The sequence below is a fragment of the Streptomyces violaceusniger Tu 4113 genome (assembly GCF_000147815.2).
In the GTDB taxonomy this organism is placed as follows: domain Bacteria; phylum Actinomycetota; class Actinomycetes; order Streptomycetales; family Streptomycetaceae; genus Streptomyces; species Streptomyces violaceusniger_A.
Map to the genome: position 1 here is coordinate 6,098,348 of NC_015957.1, position 19,170 is coordinate 6,117,517.

Consider the following 19,170-nt stretch of genomic DNA (forward strand, 5'->3'; position numbering starts at 1 on the left):
GCCGTGCGACTGTCGCCACCGCGCGCCAGGAGGTTGCCGGGGCCGCCGATTGTCCGGTGGCGGATTCTCGCCGGTCTTGCCCGCGCCATGACGCGCTGACAGACTCCGACGGAAGACGGAAAGCGCTTACCGGCAGACGCACCACCCAACCGACGGACGCACCCCCATGAGTCGCCCCGGAGGGAACAGTGAGGGAACACGGTCGCAGGCAGGTATTACGGACCGGGCTCGGCGCGGTCGCCGGATCGACGGTGCTCGGCGGCGTCGGCGCCACCACCCCGGCTTCGGCGGTGCCACGGCCAGGCGGGCCGATCGAGGCAGGTGGCGCGGTGACGGCAAGTGAACCGGCCTCGGCCCGGACACCTCTGCCATGGGTGGCCGACCTGGGGGACGGCCGCTATCAGAACCCGGTGCTCAACGCCGACTGGTCCGACCCCGATGTGATCCGGGTGGGCCCGTACTTCTATCTGGTCGCCTCCACCTTCAACCGCGTTCCGGGACTGCCCGTACTGCGGTCGGTCGACCTGGTCAACTGGAGCGTCATCGGTCATGCCCTGACCGAGCTGGAGCCCAAGGACCACTTCAGCGAGCCGCGGCATGGCGAAGGGGTGTGGGCCCCGGCCCTGCGCCATCACGACGGCAGGTTCTGGATCTTCTATCCCGACCCCGACTTCGGGATCTTCGTGGTGACCGCCACCGATCCGCGAGGGCCATGGAGCACACCGCATCCCGTCAAACCGGGCAAGGGGCTGATCGACCCGTGTCCGCTGTGGGACGACGACGGGCAGGCGTATCTGGTCCACGCGTGGGCGAAGAGCCGCAGTGGCATCAACAACCGGCTCACCCTGCACCGTATGAGCCCGGACGGGACCGAGCTGCTCGACGCGGGCCGGATCGTGATCAACGGCGATGACCTCCCCGGCTACACCACGCTGGAGGGCCCGAAACTCTACAAGCGGGACGGCTGGTACTGGATCTTCGCTCCGGCCGGAGGCGTCACCAACGGCTGGCAGTCGGCGTTCCGCTCCCGCTCCATCTGGGGCCCGTACGAGGACCGCGTCGTCCTCGCCCAGGGCGACAGCCCCGTCAACGGGCCGCACCAGGGAGCGTGGGTGACCACCGAGAGCGGTGAGGACTGGTTCCTGCACTTCCAGGACCGTGATGCCTACGGACGGGTGGTGCACCTCCAGCCGATGCGGTGGCGCGCCGATGGCTGGCCGGTGATGGGCACCGACGACGGCAGCGGCCGGGGCACGCCGGTGCTGGTGCACACCAAGCCCCGGGTGAACGGCCGGACAGAGGTCACCGCGCCGGCCAGTGGCGACGAGTTCACCGGGGCGGAGCTGGGCCGGCAGTGGATGTGGCAGGCGAACGCCGACCCGGCGTGGTGGTCGCTGCGCCGCTCCCCGGGCCGGCTCGCCCTGGTCTGCCAACCGAGCCCGGTCGCCGGTGACTTACGGCTGCTGCCCCATGTGCTGACCCAGCGGTTGCCCGCCGAATCGTTCACCGCGACGACCTCGATGAGCGTCTCCACCATGACCGCCGGCTCCCGGGCCGGGCTGGTGGTTCTTGGTCAGACCTACGCCTGGGTGGGCCTGCGCCACGACGGCGACCGGATCGTCCTCGTATGCCGCACCGCGGCCCAGGACGCCGCCGAGGTGGACGCCGTCACACCGGTGCCGTTGAGGGGGCGCTCGGCCGTACGGCTCCGGGTGACTGTGCGGCCGGGAGCGGTGTGCCAGTTCGCGGCCGAGGTGGACGGGCGGGGGCTCATACCGCTCGGGGCGCCGTTCCCGGCGACCGCGGGCAAGTGGATCGGGGCGACCGTGGGACTCTTCGCCACCGGTCCGGCGACCGGCGGCAGGGGCGGCGTGGCGGAGTTCGACTGGTTCCGGATAAGACCGATTTCCTCGTAGATGGCCGGGAGCGGGCCTTCGGGACCAGTCCCCGCCGGTTCGTGGTGCCCTGTCGGCAGAAGGCGCGCCCAGGAGGGCGCCCCCAGCGGAAGCCGGGAGGAACACCATGCACCAGCGCATCGCCGTCACCACAGCCCTGTCCGCGGCCCTCGTCGCCGTGCTCGCCAGCGCGCCCATCGCCTCGGCCGAGCCCAGCCCGCCCGACTGTCCCCCGGGGAACGTCTGCGTGTTCGACAGCAACACGAGCACCGACGGTCCGGCCGTGATCAAGAGCGCCGGCAACTGGAGGGGCTCCCACCCGACCGGCACCGTCGGCAGCACGATCTTCAACAATGGCACCCGTCAGCCGGGCCACGATCACATCCAGGCCACCTGGGTCTTCAACGGACAGACATTTGGCAGGTGCCTCCACTTCAACCCCGGCCCCGGCGACTACAAGTTGATCATCGGCTCCAAGGCCACCCTGACCAGCCTCACTTGGCGCGGCGAATGTGACGACTGAACGGGCGGACGTCCTCTGCCCGGCCGGGCAGAGGACGTCGACGAAGGCCCGGTACGGCTCGGCCGACGAGGCCAGGGGTCATGGTGAGCGGGTGCGGACACCGTCCGCTCAGAGGCCGTAGCGGCTCTTCAGATGGCGCCAGAAGTCACGGAGCATCCACTTGTCGAACTCCGTGATCTGCGTGGCGCTTCCCGCATTCATGAGGAAGCAGCACTGGCCGGTCGGCGTCCAGTCGTAGAAGTCGTCGAGGCCGAAGGTGTGGCCGACTTCATGCAGGTAGATGTGGATATTCTCCTGGTTCAGCGCACCGGTGAAGTACTCCTGTCCCACGCGCTGGCCCCAGTCCCCGCCGGCGCCGCCCTGGAAGCCCTTCGTCAGCCACAGCGACTGGTCGTAGTGGCGGGCCGCACCGCCCGGGCAGCGCGAGTAGTTACCGTCCTGGTGGAAGAAGCGTCCGCAGTCGGGGGAGCACTGCGGGGCGCCGCCGCCGTCGAGGTTCCCGGCGTAGATGTCGACCGAGTTGTCGGTCCACTGGAGTGTCGAGCGGTTCTTCACGGCCCAGCCGACGATGTTGACCGGGACGTTGGTGTAGGGCCAGGCGTTGTGTCCCTGGCCGTTCTCCACCATGGTCGCCATCCACTTGGCGTACTGCTTCTTCACGGCGGCGTGGATCTGGTCGCGCAGGGCGGCGCTGACGGGGGCGTCGGACTCCCAGCGGACGCAGTAGTTGACGCTTCCCCTGTTGGCCATGACCTGGTCCCAGCCGTAATTGCGGAAGCCGTAGAGATCCGGGTAGGTCGACTCGACGTGGTTCCACACCTCGCCGAGCGGCTGCACCAGGTTGGCGGGCGGGTTCCAGTCGTCGGCGACCCGCGACGGGGCGGCCGTCGCGACACCCGGCGCAGCGACCAGCGCGGCCAGGGCGGCCAGCACGGTGGCCAGGCGCGCGAGGAATGAGCGCACTGTGAACTCCCTTGGATAGCTGACAAGTTGTCAGCCTCAGGTCGCCGCCACCGTCGCTTGGGTTGCCGCCATGTCTCCGCGATCGCCGCTTACGCGTGGTCCCGCTCACGTCGGCCGGTGGCCAACGGGCCCGCTCAGACCGGCCGGGTGGCCACGACCAGTCGGCAGCGAGGGCTGCCGTCCGCCCGCCGGCCGAGGTCCTCCAGTGCCCGCAGCTCGACCTCGAACCCGGCCCGGACCAGCTCTTCCCGCACCTCCACGAGCCGGAAGGTCCGGTAGTACATGACGAAGCACGGCCGCCACACCGCGTTGCGCACCCGCATCGCGGTGTCGAACGCCAGGAGCTCCCAGTACTGCCGGGATCCCGGACGGGCCGGTGCCCCGATCGGGAAGGCGAACCGGCCGCCCGGGCGAAGCACCGAGTGGATCTGGGCAAAGAGCCCCGGCAGCTCCCGCGGCAGGAAGTGGCCGAACGCCCCGAAGCTCACCGCCAGGTCGAAGACCGGCCCGAATGGGAGGGCGCGCACGTCGGCGCGTACCCAGACCGTGCGCGGTGCGTCCGGCACCACCGGCGTACGGGCCCGGCCCTCGGCCAGCATGCCCGCGCTGAAGTCGACGCCGGTGATCCGCTCCCGGCACACCTGCCGCAGCACGCCCATGCCCGCGCCGGTTCCGCAGCACACGTCGAGGCCGCTGTCGAAGGGCCCGAGCCCGCGCAGCGCGCCGGTCACCGAGTCGAGCACCGACGCCGGGGTCCGGTACCCGGTGTGGTCGAACTTCGGGGACAGCAGATCGTAGCCGTGTTCGACGGAGGACAGCGCCTGGACGACGAGCTCACGGAAGGTGGGGCCCCGGGGTGCGGACATCACGCTCAGCATAGAGCCCCACCGGGGCAGGGCGGTCGTACTCCCGACTTGTCGTACCCCCGGCCTGTCGTACTCCCGGCCTGTCATGCACCTGGACAGGACGCCGGTGGCGTGCTGTGATGCGCGACAACGATGTCAGGCACCACTTCCTCGACCATCCCTCGGCACTTCCTCGGCACCCCACCGACAGGAGCCGCACGATGCCCATCGACCGACGTCGCTTCCTCCGCACCAGCGCCCTCACCCTTGGCGCCCCCGCGCTCGCCGCCCACCTGGCCCCGGCCGCCGTAGCATCCCCGGCATCCCCGGCCCGGCGGCCGAGGGCCCCACTGGCCGACGCCTTCGACCGGCTGCCGTCCGGGAGCATCACCCCGCGCGGATGGCTGGCCGAGCAGTTGCGTCTCCAACTCCATGGGCTCTGCGGCCGGTACGAGGAGCGCTCGCACTTCCTCGACTTCGACGCCACCGGGTGGACCCATCCGGACCAGGACGGCTGGGAGGAGGTGCCCTACTGGCTGCGTGGCTATGTCCCGCTGGCCGTGGCCACCCGTGACCAGGCGGCGCTCGCGAACTCCCGCAAGTGGATCGACGCCGTCCTCGCCACCCAGCAGAGCGACGGCTTCTTCGGGCCACGCTCCCTGCGGACAAAGCTGAACGGCGGCCCCGACTTCTGGCCGTTCCTCCCCCTCCTCATGGCCCTGCGCACCCATGAGGAGTTCACCGGCGACCAGCGCGTCGTCCCCTTCCTGACCCGCTTCCTGAGCTTCATGAACGCGCAGGGGCCGGGCGCCTTCGGCTCGAGCTGGGTCTCCTACCGCTGGGGCGACGGGCTCGACACCGCGATGTGGCTGTACCGCCGCACCGGCGAGGCGTTTCTCCTCGACCTCGTACGCAAGATGCATACGTACGGCGCCAGTTGGGTCGACAACATCCCGAGCCCGCACAACGTCAATATCGCCCAGGGCTTCCGCGAGCCCGCCCAGTACGCGCAAGTGACCGGCTCCGCCGAGCTCGGACAGGCGACCTACCGCACCTACGCGTCGGTGCTCGGCGCATACGGCCAGTTCCCGGGCGGTGGCATCGCCGGCGACGAGAACTACCGCCCGGGTTTCGCGGACCCCCGGCAAGGGTTCGAGACCTGCGGCATCGTCGAGTTCATGGCCAGCCATGAGCTGCTGACCCGGATCACCGGCGACCCGGTCTGGGCGGACCGCTGCGAAGACCTGGCCTTCAATATGCTGCCCGCCGCCCTCGACCCCCAGGGCACCGGCACCCACTACATCACCAGCGCGAACAGCATCGATTTGAACAACGCGGTGAAGTCCCAGGGGCAGTTCCAGAACGGCTTCGCGATGCAGTCGTACCAGCCGGGCGTCGACCAGTACCGCTGCTGTCCGCACAACTACGGCATGGGCTGGCCGTACTTCGCCGAGGAGCTGTGGCTGGCCACTCCCGACAAGGGGCTCGCCGCCTCCCTCTACGCCGCGTGCCAGGTGAGCGCGAAGGTGGCCGACGGTACGACGGTCACCTTCACCGAGGACACCGACTATCCGTTCGACGAGACCATCAGGCTCACTCTGTCCACCCGCGAGAAGGTGGCCTTCCCGCTTCATCTGCGCGTCCCCGGCTGGTGCGAGAACCCGCGTATCGAGGTCAACGGCCGGGCGGTGGCCGCGGGCGGCGGTCCGGCGTTCGTCAAGGTCGACCGGAGCTGGACGGACGGCGATGTGGTGACGATCCGCCTGCCGCAGCGCACCACCCTGCGCACCTGGTCCGCGCAGCACGACGCGGTCAGCGTCGACCACGGCCCGCTGACGTACTCCCTGCGCATCGGCGAGGACTTCGTGCGCTACGCCGGTACCGACGCCTTTCCCGAGTACGAAGTGCACGCCACCACGCCGTGGAACTATGGCCTCACCCCCGGCACCCTCCCCGTCCTCACCCGCGACGACGGACCGCTCGCCGCCAACCCCTTCACCCACGAGGGCACCCCGGTCCGCATGACCGCCCAGGCGCGTCGCATCCCCGAGTGGGTCTCCGACGACGAGCAGGTGGTCACCCCGCTGCAGCAGAGCCCGGCCCGGGCCGACACACCGGCCGAGACGGTCACCCTCATCCCCATGGGCGCGGCCCGGCTGCGCATCACCTGCTTTCCGACGGCCTCGCCGGACGGCCGGACATGGACCCCGGAGCCGCCCTTCCGCCGCCTGCGGAACAAGCACAGCGGCAAGGTGCTGGCGGTCGACGAGATGTCCACCGCCAACAGCGCCCGCGTGGTGCAGTTCGACAACACGCCGACGGGAGACCACGCCTGGCAGTGGATCGACCGGGGCGACGGCTGGTTCCTGATCCGCAACGGCCACAGCGGCAAGGTCCTGGGCGTCGACCGGATGTCGACCGCCAACAGCGCCATTGTCGTCCAGTACGAGGACAACGGCACGGCCGATCACCTCTGGAGGAAGGTGGACAACGGCGACGGCTGGTTCCGCGTCCTCAACAAGAACAGCCAGAAGGTGCTGGGCGTCGACGGCATGTCCACCGCCAACAGCGCCCAGGTGGTGCAGTACGACGACAACGGAACCGACGACCATCTGTGGCGGCTCGTGTGATCGGGCCCGGAACATGACATCGCGGCCGCGGCCACACTCCCTTGGAAGGCGTCGGCACCACATCAAGGGATGAGGCCATCGGCGCCGGGCCGTCCGCCCCGCCTTGCGTCGGTGTTCCGGCGGGCCGGGCTCGGGTCCGGCGGGGGCGGTATGGTCGGCGTCATGAAGTGATGACCCGGCGCACCGATCGCGAACCGCGTGAACGCCGTACGAGCCTGTGCTCCGGCGTCCGGTCGGTGTGCCCGACGCACCCGTCATCCACTTCACACGATCGGAACCCATGACCGACATGACCGAGCTGACCGACGCCATGTTTCTCGACGAGGTCGCTGAGCGGCTCGCCGCCCTGCCCGCCGTACGCGCCGTCACCCTCGGGGGCTCGCGTGCGCAAGGCACCCACACCCCGGAGAGCGACTGGGACCTGGCCGTGTACTACCGGGGCGGCTTCGACCCGGCCGATCTGCGGGCCATCGGCTGGGCGGGCGAGGTCTCCGAGATCGGCGAGTGGGGCGGAGGTGTCTTCAACGGGGGCGCCTGGCTGACGATCGACGGACGGCTCGTGGACATCCACTACCGCGACCTCGAGGTGGTGGAACACGAACTCGCCGAGTCGCGGCTGGGCCGCTTCCGCTGGGAGCCGCTGATGTTCCACCTCGCGGGCATCCCCAGCTATCTGGTGGTGGCCGAACTCGCCCTCAACCAGGTGCTGCGGGGCGCCCTGCCGCGCCCCGAATACCCGCAGGCGCTGCGCGAGGCGGCGCCCCCGGTGTGGCGCGGGCGCTCGGCTCTGACACTGCGGTACGCCTCGGCCGCGTACGTCGGACGGGGCCAGGCCACCGAGGTGGCGGGGGCGGTGGCGACCGCCGCCCTGCAGACGGCGCACGCGGTGCTGGCGGCGCGCGGTGAGTGGGCCACCAATGAGAAACGCCTCCTCCAGCGGGCGGGCCTGCGCGGCATCGACACGATCGTGGCAGGGCTGCGGCCGGAGCCCGCCGTGCTTGCCGAGGCGGTCGCCGACGCGGAGGCGCTGTTCGCAGCCGCCGACTGAGCGGTGGGCCTGGGCACGTTGGCAGCGCGGCACCTCGGCAACGCCACGCTGCACCCGCACGGCGGAACCCCGGCAAACCTCGTGCCGTACACGCACATCCCGGCGCCTCGGCAACGTCACGCCTCTACACGCACACCGGCGCCCTCGGCACGGGCATCCGCTGCTACGCCCACACCAGTTCCAAGGCCCGCGGTGAGGGCGAACGATGCGCCTGGGCTCAGCCCAGTCCGTACCGGTGTGCGTAGGCGATGGCCTGGCCGCGGTCACGGCTGCCGGTCTTGGCGAAGACGCGGTTGACGTGCGTTTTGACGGTGGCTTCGCTGACGAACAGCGATCGGGCGATCTCGCGGTTGGACAGGCCCTTGGCCATGCAGATGAGCACTTCGGCCTCGCGTGCGGTCAGCCCGGCGGGCAGTTCCCCCGATCCGGCGGCGGGCTGCTGCCGGGCGAGTGCGACGAGTCGGGCGTGTACGGCGGGGTCCAGGAGGGCCTGCCCACGGGCGGCCGCCCGCAGCGCCCGATCGACGTCCTCGCGCCCGGCTTCCTTGGTGAGGTAGCCCAGGGCTCCGGCGGTGAGCGCCGCGTTGATCGATTCGTCGTCGATGAAGGTGGTCAGCACGACGACATGCGTTCCGGGATGGTCCATGGTGATGTGCCGCGTGGCTTCGATGCCGTCCATGTGCGGCATGCGCAGGTCCATCAGCACCACGTCCGGGGAATGCTCGGCGACCGCGGCCAGGGCCTGCCGACCGTCGCCGACAGCGGCGACCACCTCGACATCGGGCAGCCGCTCGCAGATGGTGACCAGCCCGTCGCGGACGATGGTCTGGTCGTCCACAATGATCACCTCCACGCCGGGACCTCCGCTTCCACACTCCAGCCACCGGCTTTTGGACCTGCGTCCTTGGAACCCACGTCTTCGGGACCTGCGTCGAGTGTGCCGCCGAGCAGTTCCACGCGCTCGCGCATGCCGGTGAGGCCAAAGCCACCGCCGGTCTCGGCAAGCTCTCCGGCCGGATCGACGCCAGTTCGTACCGCCGCCTCATTGGTGACCGTCAGACGGGTGGACGATTCGCCGAAGGCCAGGGTGACCGTGACGGCGGCGCCCGGTGCGTGCTTGCGCGTGTTGGTGAGTGCTTCCTGGGCGACCCGCAGCAGGGCTATTCCGGCCGCCGGCGGCAGCGGCCGTACGGCCCCGGTGATCCGGAAGTCGGCGCCTTCGGCCGTGGTGAGGGCGGTGAGCTGTTCGTCGAGGGCGACCGGCTCCTCGCGCAGCGCCCGCACCGCCCGGCGGGTCTCGTCCAGGCCCTCCACGACAAGGCGACGGGACCGGCCGATCGCGGCCCGCACCTCGTCGGTGCCGGCGCCGTCCTCGACGATGGAATCAAGAGCGGTGATCTGCACCGACAGCGCCGACAGCGTGTGGGCCAGCACGTCGTGCACCTCCCGGGCGATCCGGTTGCGCTCGGCGAACAGCTCCGCGCGCTCGTGCTCGACGGCGCCGCGTTCCCGCGCCACCGCCAGCTCCGCCTCGGACCGCAGCCGTTCCCGGCGCTGGCGGCGTACGACGCCCAGCAGCAGGCCGAGCAGCGCGGCCACCCCCACGGCGGCGAGCATCGCGACGTCCTGTCCGTCGATGGCGAGGGCGACGGCGGTGGCCGCGATGCCGAGGCCGGCCAGGGCCGTGGCGGGGAGCAGCCCCACCAGCATGACGGCGCACATCGCGGCCACCCCCACGACCACCGCGCCGAACGAGGCCCACGCCCCCGCTATCCCGCCGCAGACCGCCACCAGGGCCACCGCGCACACACCGACCGTCGGTCGGCCTCTCCGCAGGCCCACCAGCCAGCCGATCCAGCCCAGGCCCAGGCCCACGGTGACCACCAGCGCGACCAGGCCGCGGGCGTCGAGGCCGGGATGTGTCGCCCGCACCGCCCCGTAGATCAAGCCGCCCAGGGCGAGCAGGCCCACGGCCCATTCCGCGGTCGGCTCGTTGCCGTCCGGCCGGACGGACGGTCCGCCGGGGGCCGACCGGAGATCACCAGTACTCATCCGACCAGCATGCCGTGCCCGTGACCTGCCCAGCCCCGGGGGCCACCGCTCGCACCGTGGCCCGTCGCTCACTGGACGCCCAGCCGGCCCCGGTCCGAACCGAGGAGCGCCTCCCGTCCACGCCAGGCCACGATGGCGGTGCGGGCGATCACCTCGGCGAGCGCCATCAGGAGAATCGCCGGGGCCCAGGCCGTCGGATCAAGGTGGTAGTCGGTCGAGAAGCGGCCGATCGCTTCGTCGCCGCCCTGCGTGGCGAAGAGCTGGAAGGCCATACGGAAGCCGCAGCCCACCACCCACAGCACGGCTGCCATGGCCGTGGCGCGCGCGATGACCTCACCGGCGTCGTTGTGGTACACCCGGGTCAGCGCCCCGGCCCCCGCGCCCAGAGCGAGCCCGATCAGCGTCGTGGTCACGATCAGAAGGAGATCGTTGCCCGACGTCGGGATCTCGTGCAGGTACTTCGTCGCCGCCCATCCGACGATCCCCACCGGGAGCAGCAGCGTCTTCGCCGTCAACCGTCGGCCACGCAGTTGCAGCAGCACCATGCCCACGAGGGCGATATCGATCAGCCAGTCCTTGATATCCATGCCGCCATGCTCGGCCGGAGCCCTGCCGCACACGTCAACCCACAGGTCGACCCCGGGTGGATCTGAGCCTCCACCCACACCCGGGCACCGCACTGTGCGCAGTGGCGTCGTACCCCCCGGGACGGGACCGGCGGCAGTGTCGCGCACCGGCCGTCCGCGGCGGTAGGCGGTCCTTCAGCCGCGCCGGGTGAGGATGCTCAGTGTGTTGGCCGCGACGATGGCGCCTATGCTCGTCCACTCCGTCCACCCCAGGTTCTGCCCCAGGCCGACCCAGCCGACCAGGGCGGCGAGGACGGGGTTGACGCTCATGAAGAGCCCGAACGCCTGGGCGGGCACGCGGCGCAGGGTGAACAGGTCCGCGAGGTACGGCACGGCCGAGGAGAGGACGCCCGCGGTGACGGCGTACGCCACGGCGCTCGCGGTCGGCGGCTGATGGACCGCGACGGCGATCCCGACCGGCAGGAACATCAGGGCGGAGAGCCCCGCGGCCACCGCCGACCCCTGAGCGCCGGGGACCCGTCGGCCCACGGTGCGGTTGAGCAGGATGTACGACGCCCAGCACACGGCGGCCAGCAGCCCCAGCCCCATGCCCAGGTAGTCGGCCGAGGGCCGCGGACGCATCAGTGTCACCACGGCGGCGGCCGCGACCAGCGCGCAGCACGCGTCCGCCCGGCGCCGTGAGGTGGCCAGCGCGATGCACAGCGGGCCGAGGAACTCCAGGGTCACCGCCAGCCCGAGGCCGATGCGGTCGATGGCGGTGTACAGGGAGAGATTCATGGTGCCGAACACCACGGCAAGACCCACCACCGGCCGCCACTGCCACCAGGTGAAGCTCCGCAGCCGGGGCCTGCCGACGGCCAGCAGGACGATCGCGGCCACGTACTGGCGGACGGCGACGACCCCGACCGGGCCGAGGACAGGGAAGGCGTGGGATCCGATCGCGGCGCCGGTCTGGTTGGACAGCCCGCTGCCGATCATCGTGGCCACACCGGCGAACCGACGCGCGGTCGGCTGCTGATCGGGGTCCGAGGCCGGGTCCGGGCTCGCTCCCGGGCCCGAATCCAGGCCGGGGACCGAATCCAGGCCGGGGACCGGGTCGGAGTCGGCGGGGGTCGGCGAGACCCGGTGTGCGGTTCCCGTCGATCGTGCGGTGGCGATACGTGACGCGGGAGCTGGTCGCATGCGTCGATCGTGCGCCGGGCTCACGCATGCACATAATGCGTTCGGTGTCTTATCTATACGCTGGACGTATGGATGTGGAGCTGCGGCAACTGCGCTGCCTCGTGGCGATCGTCGACGAGGGCACCTTCACCGACGCCGCCATCGCGCTCGGCGTCTCCCAGGCGGCCGTCTCCCGGACCCTGGCCTCGCTCGAACGCGCCCTGGGGACACGGCTGTTGCGGCGTACCTCCCGCGAGGTGACCCCTACGGGCACCGGGCTGCGCGTGGTGGCACACGCCCGGCGGGTGCTGGCCGAGGTGGACGGCCTGATCCGGGAGGCCATATCGGGCCACGCCCATCTGCGGATCGGCTACGCCTGGTCCGCGCTCGGCCGCCACACCCCTGCCTTCCAGCGCCGCTGGGCCCAGGCGTACCCCGAGACGGATCTGCACCTCGTCCGTGTGCATTCCGCCACCGCCGGGCTGGCGGAGGGCGTCTGTGACCTGGCCGTCGTGCGCAGAGCCCTCGACGAGCGCCGCTTCGACTCCGCCATCGTCGGGCTGGAGCGGCGGCTGTGCGCCGTGGCCGCCGACGACCCCCTCGCCAGGCGCCGCTCGGTCCGGCTGGCCGACCTCAGCGGACGCACTCTGCTCGTCGACCGGCGGACCGGCACCACCACCGCGGAGCTGTGGCCGCCCGACTCCCGGCCGGCCACGGAGGAGACCCACGACGTGGAGGACTGGCTCACGGTGATCTCCGCGGGCCGCTGCGTCGGCATGACGGCGGAGTCCACCGCCAACCAGTACCCGAGGCCCGGAATCGCCTACCGGCCGGTCCGCGACGCCGAGCCGATCGCGGTACGCCTCGCCTGGTGGCGGGACGACCCGCACCCCGCCACCCAAACCGCGATCGAGCTGCTCACCACCCTCTACCGGAACGGCTGACCCGCCCCGGGTAAGGACTGTTCCGGATAGGGGATCGGCAGCGCGTCGGCGTCCGCGGTCAGCCTGGGCATACTGGTCACGCTCTGCACCGAACCCGCCGAACGCGCGAAGGCCATCGCCGTGTTCAGCTTCACCGGCGCCGCCGGAGCCTCGACCGACCAGGTGCTCGGCGGCCTGCTCACCGACGCGCTCAGCTGGCACTGGATCTTCCTGATCAATCTGCCGATCGGACTGGTGACACCCGCGGTCGTCCTGTCCGCCTGCCCGCCGACCGCGGGCCCGGTCTCGCGGCCGGCGCCGATGCCCTCGGCGCCACACCCGTCACCACCCCCTGCCCACCGGCGGCAGGCGGCCCTCCATAAGAGGGCGGCATGATCATGCCCAAGATCACTGGTGTTGTCCCTAGATTGCGCGGTCAGGGTTGGACAGGTTGTCAGATGCAACCACAGACTGACATGTCCTTGTTGGATTCTGAGGAAAATTGTTCGATCACTCCTCGGGCCAGCTGAATTCACCTGATCGGGAAAGGAACCAATATGACGACGCGTGTAGAGGGCCAGGCTGCCGTGGACTCCGCGAATGCGGACTTCGACCTGGACATCCGTTCCAGCCTCCGTGACCTGGAAGACAACAAGGGGGCGACGGCGGCGAAGAGCGTCTCGATCCCCAACGGCCCCTTCACCAGCTCGTGTTTCTGCTCGGTGCTCTCGGGGTGCTGATGCCTGACGTCAGCTCCTGATTGCACAACGGTGCAGGGCCGGTCCGAGGCCACCGAGCCTCGGACCGGCTCCGCACCACCTTTGCCAGAGGGACTCATGCACTGCGAGGCCGTTCGCGGACCGCGGACGCGCGAGGGAGAGAGAGTGGCCGTGTCTTCGTCCGGCGACAGCGTTTCGTTCCGTGCCGCTGAAGTCGGCATGCTCCGCATGCCGTTGTTGCCGCACACCATGGTCGAGAAGACCGTCGCGGCGGACGTGGGACTCGATCCTCGCGACAGACGGCAGGCCGAGCGCTACCTCACCGCGCTCACCGCCGACGAGCGGATCCGCGAGGCGCTCGCCATCTCCAGCCCATCGCTCGACCACGCCCTGCACACCCTGTTCAGCGGGGCGCCGATGAAACCGGCAGCCTTGCGCAAACTGGTGTTGGGGGCGACGCGCTACGTCCTGCGTGCGGCCGGCCGTCCCACCCCGTTCGGCCTGATGGCCGGTGTCGCGCCGGTTGCCTTCGCGGACGAGGCCCGGGTGCGGGTGGGCGACGCGCATCGTGGCGCGGTACGGCCGGACGGCGGCTGGCTGCTCGGGCTGATCCGGCCGTGGGAGAGCGATCCGGAGGTGCTGTGCAAGCTGCGCGTGGTCACCAACGGCCTGGCGTTCCGGCGCGGCGGGCGCTGGGTGCTCCCGTTCGCGCCCGCTCCCGACGAGAGCGATGTGCCGACCTCGCGCACCGAGGAGGTCTCCGTACGCGGTACTCCCGCGGTCGAGCTGGCGCTCGAGTGCGCGCAACGGCCCCGCACCGCCGGAGAGATCGTCGAGCGGTTGACGGCAGCGTACCCGGCGGTTGGAAGGCCGGTCGTGGAAGGGCTGCTCGTCGGCCTCGTACAGCAGGGTTTCCTGCTCACCGAGCTGCGTCCGCCACTGACCCGCACCGACCCGCTGTCCTATCTCCGCGACGTTCTGACGTCCCTCGGGGAGAGCGAGAAGGCCGACACCATCGCCCGGGTGGCGAAGCTGACGGAGGGCTGTGAGGCCGAACCACTCGGCGCGGGCGTGTCCCGTTGGCAGGCCGCGATGGGGGAGTTGCGGTCGCTGTACCGGCACGACCGGCCGCTACAGGTCGATGTACGGATGGACGCCGAGGTCGTGCTGCCGCGGGAGGTGCTGCGTGAGGCGGAGCGAGCCGCGACAGCGCTGTGGCGGGCGGCCGCAAAGAACGAGTCTGTACGGCACCTGACCGAGTATCACCAGGCGTTCATGGAACGGTACGGCACCGGTCAGGCGGTACCGCTGATGGACGTGCTGGACCCGCACACCGGGCTGGGCCCGCCGGCCAGTTATGAATATCCCGCCAGCGAACGGCAGTTGACGCCCGAGGCCGCCGACCGGAACGCGGCCCGCGACGAGGTGCTGACGGAGTGGGCACTGTCCGCGATCGCCGCGGGACAGCGGGAGATCGTCCTGGACGACGCCGCGCTGGAGCGGCTGTCCGGCACGGTGCGGCGGATACCGCCGGTCGCGGCGGAGCTGTGTGCCCACCTGACCGCGCCGTCTCCGGAGGATCTCGAGCGCGGGGAGTTCTCCCTCGTCCTGTCGCAGACGACCGGATCGGCCACGCCCGGCGGGATGTTCGGCCGGTTCGCGTATCTGCTCGACGACCCCGAGCCGGTGGCCCGACTGGCACGGGAAGCCGCCGCATCGGCGTGCCGTCCCCAGGCCGAGCCGGTTCTCCTGGACTTCCAGCCGATGTCGGGCGGGGCCGCGAACGTCGCCCGAGTGCCCGCGTTCTGGGACCGGCGGCTGTCGGCCGGATGTTTCCCGGACACCCCGCCCGGTGTGACCGTACAGGGCGTCGCCGACGTGGCCCTGGCCGCCGACGAGCAGCGGCTGTACGTGGTGGACACGGCTACCGGACAGGAGATCGTGCCGCAGTCCGCCACCGTGCTGAACTTCGCCATGGCACCGGCCGCCGTACGGCTGCTGCGTGAGATCCCCGCGATGGGCCGGCCTGTGTGGTCGGTATGGTCGTGGGGTGCGCTGGAGAACGCCCCCCACCTGCCCAGGGTCCGCTACGGCCGTACGATCCTGGCCGCCGCGCGCTGGAGGCTGTCCGAGCCCGCGCTGACCGACTCGACGGCCACCGACGAGGTGTGGGGCCGGGCGCTGGACGCGTGGCGCGGCCGCTGGAACGTTCCCCGGCAGGTGAGCGTGGGGTTTTCCGACCGCCGGGTGGTGCTCGACCTGTCGGCACCGCTGCATCGGGCCCTGCTCCGGCGCGATCTGGCACGTGGTGGCGAGCTGGTGGTGCACGAGACGCCCGAGGCCTGCGGGCATGGCGAGAACTGGCTGTGCGACGACCGTGGCAACCCGCACCGCAGCGAACTGCTCATCCCCGTCCTGCCCGGCCACACGGCCGGCACCACGGCGCGCACCGCCGACGAGGCAGTGCCCCGCCCGGGGAGCGGCACCACGGGCACCGTGACACTCCGGCCCGTCGGCAAGGACGACCGCCGCCACCGCTCCTGGTTCTACGGCAAGCTCTACACCGCCACCGCCCAGCAGGAGGAGGTGCTGGTCGACCATCTGCCGCGGCTGCTCGCGGCCCTGCCGAACGACGGCGGCCGGTGGTTCTTCATCCGGTACGCCGATCCCCATCCCCATCTGCGGCTGCGGTTCCACGGCGACCCGGACCTGGTGTGGTCGCGGATCGCGCCGACCGTCCTGGACTGGGCCGACGACCTGCACGGGCAGCGGCTGGCCGGGCGCATGGTGGTGGACACCTACGAGCCCGAGACCGTCCGTTACGGGGGCCCGGAGGCCATTGACGCGGCGGAGCGGTTCTTCCACCACGACAGCCTGAGCGTGATCGAGCAGCTGACCCGGCTGGCCTCCGGCGCCGACACCACTGCGACCGGCGTCCTCGTCGCCGCCCATTACGTGGACCTGGTGCGGCAGGTCCACGGGGAGGACTGGCCCGACTGGTTCCTCGCCATGCCGCGCGACGACGAGCACCACCCCTTCTTCCGTAAGCACCGGTCGACGGCGCTCGGCCTCCTCGTCGAGGGAGCCCTCGACGTGAGCAGCCGCGCCGCACGGGCACAGGCACTGCGTGACTTTCCCGCGGCGTCCCGGCGCGCCGTTCTGGCCAGCGTCCTTCACATGCACCACAACCGGCTGGCCGGTGTCCGGCGTGACGCGGAGCTGCGCTCGCTCGCGGTGGCCCGCGGCATGGCAGCCACCGAGCGGGACCGCAGGAGGAACCACCGATGAACACGACCGGCAGCCCGTCCGGGGCACCGCACCCGGCCACCTCGATGACCGTCGGTATGAGCCGAGAGGCCGTGGTCGCGGAGATCGCGGGGCGGGCCGAAGCGTGGACTCCACCGGCCGACCTGCCGATCGGGCTGGCGGGCGGTTCGGCCGGTACCGCCCTGCTGTTCGTCGAGCTCAGCAGGGACGATCCCGCGCTCAGGCCGACCGCTCACGCCCGGCTGGCCGCCGCGGCGAAGACGATCGGCTCCGCCCCGGGATCCGGGGGTCACGGCCTCTACGACGGCCTGGCGGGGCTGGCGTTCGCCATCAAGGCGGCCGTGCGCGCCCCCGGCGACTACGCCACCGTGCTGACCCAGCTGAACGCCGTCGTGCGCGACCGGCTCCAGCACATCCTCGACCTGGAACACGCCCGGATGGCGGACGGCACGGAGCCGGCGCCACGGGAGCGGTTCGACGTGATCAACGGCGCGAGTGGACTGGCCCGCTACTTCCTTGCCGAGCCGGCGGATCCGGAACCCGTCCGCGAGGTCCTGCGCTATCTCACCGCCCTGACCGAGCCGATCCGCCGCCACGGACACACGCTGCCCGGCTGGACCGCAACCCCCTGGCCGAGCCGGGAGACGGACGGCGACCAGATCGATCTGGGCCTGGGGCACGGCGCCGCGGGCCCGCTGGCCCTGCTGTCCCTGTGCTGGACCCGGGGCATCAGGGTGCCGGACCAGGACACCGCCATCCTGCGCATCGCCGAGTGGCTGATGAGTTGGCGGCAATCCGACGACAGCGGCCCCTACTGGCCCGCGCTGTTCCCGGCCCAGGAGGAACTCGCCGAACACCGTGCGCCGCGGCCCCCGCACCGCCCCAGCTGGTGCTACGGCACACCGGGCGTGGCACGGGCGATGCAGCTCGCCGGCGCCGCGCTGGGCGAGGAGGAGTGGGTGCGCTCGGCGACGGACGCCATGCACGCCGTCCACCGCCGCCCCGGCGGTCTCACCGACCTGACGGACCCGGGCCTGTGCCACGGCCTGGCCGGTCTTGCCTACATCACCCGCGTCATCGCCTCCGACCTCCAGGACCCGGCCCTGACCGGCCACGCGGACGCCCTCACCGAACGCCTGCGCGCGGGCTTCGCCCCGGACACGGCCTTCGGCTACCCCACTGTGACGCATCCGGCCCCCTATGACGCCCCCACGTTCCTGGAAGGCGCCGCGGGAGTGGCTCTCGCTCTCCACCGACCCGACACACCACCACACTGGGACGCGGCCCTCATGCTGTCCTGACCCCTCGGCCCTGACCCCTCGATCCGCCTTTCGTGGACCATGAAGCGATCCACGAAGACGCCGGAACTCCTCCCTCCCCGGTCCGAATACTGAACGGGTACGACCGCGAGTGACAGGAGGCACTCCGATGGGACGCGGACGCTTTCTCAGCCGGACGACAGCGGCGGGCGGGGCGGCCATCGCCGCCGGGCCACTCACGGCCACCGCCGTGAACACCAGAACGGCGACGGCCGCGCCACGGCGGAGCGGACCGCTGCGCGTGCACATCGCGTTGTTCGACGCGCGGGACGGTCTGGACCGCCTCCTCCTCGTAGCCCGCCACCCGCGCATGGCGTGGTCCTCCCTGCCCGGGCACGGTGAACATCACGCCCGGGCCGTACGTACCGCCACGTGTGACACACCTGGTGAACAAACCTGGTGACCGGTGAGGAGGGCTCGGGTGTCCGCCCCTTTGACGAGGAGAGATACCGTGAACGCACATCATCTGCCGTCCCGCCCGCGACCACGGCGGATCGGCGCCCTGGCCTTCGCCACGTCGGCACTCGTCCTCACCACGGCCGCCCCCGCCCTGGCCCACACCGAAGTGAGCACCTCCGACTCCCGCGCCCTGGCGAAGAACGTCACGCTGACGTTCGAGTCGGAGGCGGAGGCCGAGAAGGCCGGCTTCACCGAGATCCGGACCGTCCTGCCCAAGGGCATCGGCCCCGGCGACGTGGAACTGAAACAGGCCCCGAAGGGCTGGAAGTTGAAGCGCACCGATGACGGCCACACCGTCGGCGGCCCGGCGCTCGCGCTCGGCGAGAACGCCGAACACAGCGTCGTGGTGAGGCAGTTGCCCGATGCCACGTCGCTGGCCTTCAAGACCGTCGACACCTACGAAGGCGGCAAGGTGTCCCGCTGGATCAAGGTGGCCCCAGAGGGCGAGCCGAAGCCGGAGAATCCCGCCCCGCTGCTGAGGGTCGAGTCCGCGGCCGCCGGCGGCGCCCCGACCGCCTCGCCCTCGGCCTCCCCGCGGCCGGAGAGCGAGGCGCCGGACTCGGACGGCAAGTCGCCCTCGAAGGCAGCGACCTCGGACGACGGGTCCCCGTGGCCCGCCGTGGGAGTCATCATCGGCGTCTGTCTGGTCGCCCTGGCCGGAGGTTTCGTGCTGTTCCAGCAGCGGCGCGGCTCGGGCACCGAATGAGCCAAGGCGGCGTCCCGCCGCGCCGACGGCCCCGCGCCCCGGGTTTGCTGTCCGGCCGAGTGGTAACGCGGTG

The 19,170-nt window shown here is 71.3% G+C and carries 15 protein-coding genes and 1 pseudogene; 10 read left to right on the forward strand and 6 right to left on the reverse strand.

Annotated features, from left to right (window positions below; translation table 11 throughout):
• The first annotated feature begins 329 nt into the window (after positions 1-329).
• Together STRVI_RS25015 and STRVI_RS25020 are read left to right on the forward strand one after the other, a co-directional pair.
• Positions 330-1,916, forward strand: coding sequence for a glycoside hydrolase family 43 protein (locus tag STRVI_RS25015; RefSeq protein WP_251982732.1), 1,587 nt, complete (start codon positions 330-332; stop codon positions 1,914-1,916).
• A 106-nt stretch (positions 1,917-2,022) separates the two neighbouring features.
• Positions 2,023-2,418, forward strand: a complete 396-nt coding sequence (locus STRVI_RS25020; RefSeq protein ID WP_014058420.1) for a hypothetical protein — start codon at positions 2,023-2,025, stop codon at positions 2,416-2,418.
• Positions 2,419-2,526: 108 nt separating this feature from the next.
• Here the strand turns inward: STRVI_RS25020 and STRVI_RS25025 are convergent, their stop codons facing one another.
• A complete protein-coding gene (locus STRVI_RS25025; RefSeq protein ID WP_014058421.1) occupies positions 2,527-3,381 on the reverse strand; it encodes a hypothetical protein in 855 nt (284 codons plus the stop codon).
• 134 nt (positions 3,382-3,515) lie between these two features.
• Complete coding sequence (locus STRVI_RS25030; RefSeq protein ID WP_043239731.1) at positions 3,516-4,247, reverse strand: class I SAM-dependent methyltransferase; 732 nt, start codon at positions 4,245-4,247, stop codon at positions 3,516-3,518.
• 200 nt (positions 4,248-4,447) lie between these two features.
• On the opposite strand from STRVI_RS25030, the gene STRVI_RS25035 reads away from it, so the two are divergent.
• A complete protein-coding gene (locus STRVI_RS25035) occupies positions 4,448-6,856 on the forward strand; it encodes a beta-L-arabinofuranosidase domain-containing protein (protein ID WP_014058423.1) in 2,409 nt (802 codons plus the stop codon).
• A gap of 289 nt (positions 6,857-7,145) precedes the next feature.
• Positions 7,146-7,904: a nucleotidyltransferase domain-containing protein gene (locus STRVI_RS25040; protein WP_014058424.1), complete on the forward strand. Its 759-nt coding sequence runs from the start codon at positions 7,146-7,148 to the stop codon at positions 7,902-7,904.
• Between the two features lie 217 nt (positions 7,905-8,121).
• On the opposite strand, the gene STRVI_RS25045 is transcribed toward STRVI_RS25040, so the two are convergent.
• From STRVI_RS25045 to STRVI_RS25060, 4 genes are all read right to left on the reverse strand, one after another.
• Positions 8,122-8,757 (reverse strand): response regulator, encoded by a 636-nt coding sequence (locus STRVI_RS25045; protein ID WP_014058425.1) that lies wholly within the window; start codon positions 8,755-8,757, stop codon positions 8,122-8,124.
• Positions 8,748-9,956: a sensor histidine kinase gene (locus tag STRVI_RS25050; RefSeq protein WP_150112916.1), complete on the reverse strand. Its 1,209-nt coding sequence runs from the start codon at positions 9,954-9,956 to the stop codon at positions 8,748-8,750. The genes STRVI_RS25045 and STRVI_RS25050 overlap by 10 nt, the downstream gene beginning before the upstream one ends.
• A gap of 68 nt (positions 9,957-10,024) precedes the next feature.
• Entirely contained in the window at positions 10,025-10,543 is a 519-nt protein-coding gene (locus STRVI_RS25055; protein WP_014058427.1) for a hypothetical protein, read from the reverse strand.
• Positions 10,544-10,717: 174 nt separating this feature from the next.
• A complete protein-coding gene (locus STRVI_RS25060) occupies positions 10,718-11,725 on the reverse strand; it encodes an EamA family transporter (RefSeq protein ID WP_014058428.1) in 1,008 nt (335 codons plus the stop codon).
• A 68-nt stretch (positions 11,726-11,793) separates the two neighbouring features.
• Between STRVI_RS25060 and STRVI_RS25065 the strand changes: the two genes are divergently transcribed.
• From STRVI_RS25065 to STRVI_RS25090, 6 genes and pseudogenes are all read left to right on the forward strand, one after another.
• Positions 11,794-12,648, forward strand: a complete 855-nt coding sequence (locus tag STRVI_RS25065; RefSeq protein ID WP_014058429.1) for a LysR family transcriptional regulator — start codon at positions 11,794-11,796, stop codon at positions 12,646-12,648.
• Between the two features lie 30 nt (positions 12,649-12,678).
• Positions 12,679-12,974: pseudogene (locus STRVI_RS25070) on the forward strand (MFS transporter); the annotation flags it as partial.
• Between the two features lie 210 nt (positions 12,975-13,184).
• Positions 13,185-13,367 carry a hypothetical protein gene (locus STRVI_RS25075; RefSeq protein ID WP_014058430.1) on the forward strand — a complete coding sequence of 61 codons (183 nt, stop codon included), beginning with the start codon at positions 13,185-13,187 and terminating at the stop codon, positions 13,365-13,367.
• Positions 13,368-13,511: 144 nt separating this feature from the next.
• Positions 13,512-16,634 carry a lantibiotic dehydratase gene (locus STRVI_RS25080; RefSeq protein ID WP_251982733.1) on the forward strand — a complete coding sequence of 1,041 codons (3,123 nt, stop codon included), beginning with the start codon at positions 13,512-13,514 and terminating at the stop codon, positions 16,632-16,634.
• On the forward strand, positions 16,631-17,914 hold the full coding sequence (locus STRVI_RS25085; protein WP_014058432.1) for a lanthionine synthetase C family protein: 1,284 nt from the start codon (positions 16,631-16,633) through the stop codon (positions 17,912-17,914). The genes STRVI_RS25080 and STRVI_RS25085 overlap by 4 nt, the downstream gene beginning before the upstream one ends.
• Before the next feature lie 469 nt (positions 17,915-18,383).
• Complete coding sequence (locus tag STRVI_RS25090; RefSeq protein ID WP_014058434.1) at positions 18,384-19,097, forward strand: DUF1775 domain-containing protein; 714 nt, start codon at positions 18,384-18,386, stop codon at positions 19,095-19,097.
• Positions 19,098-19,170: the final 73 nt, after the last annotated feature.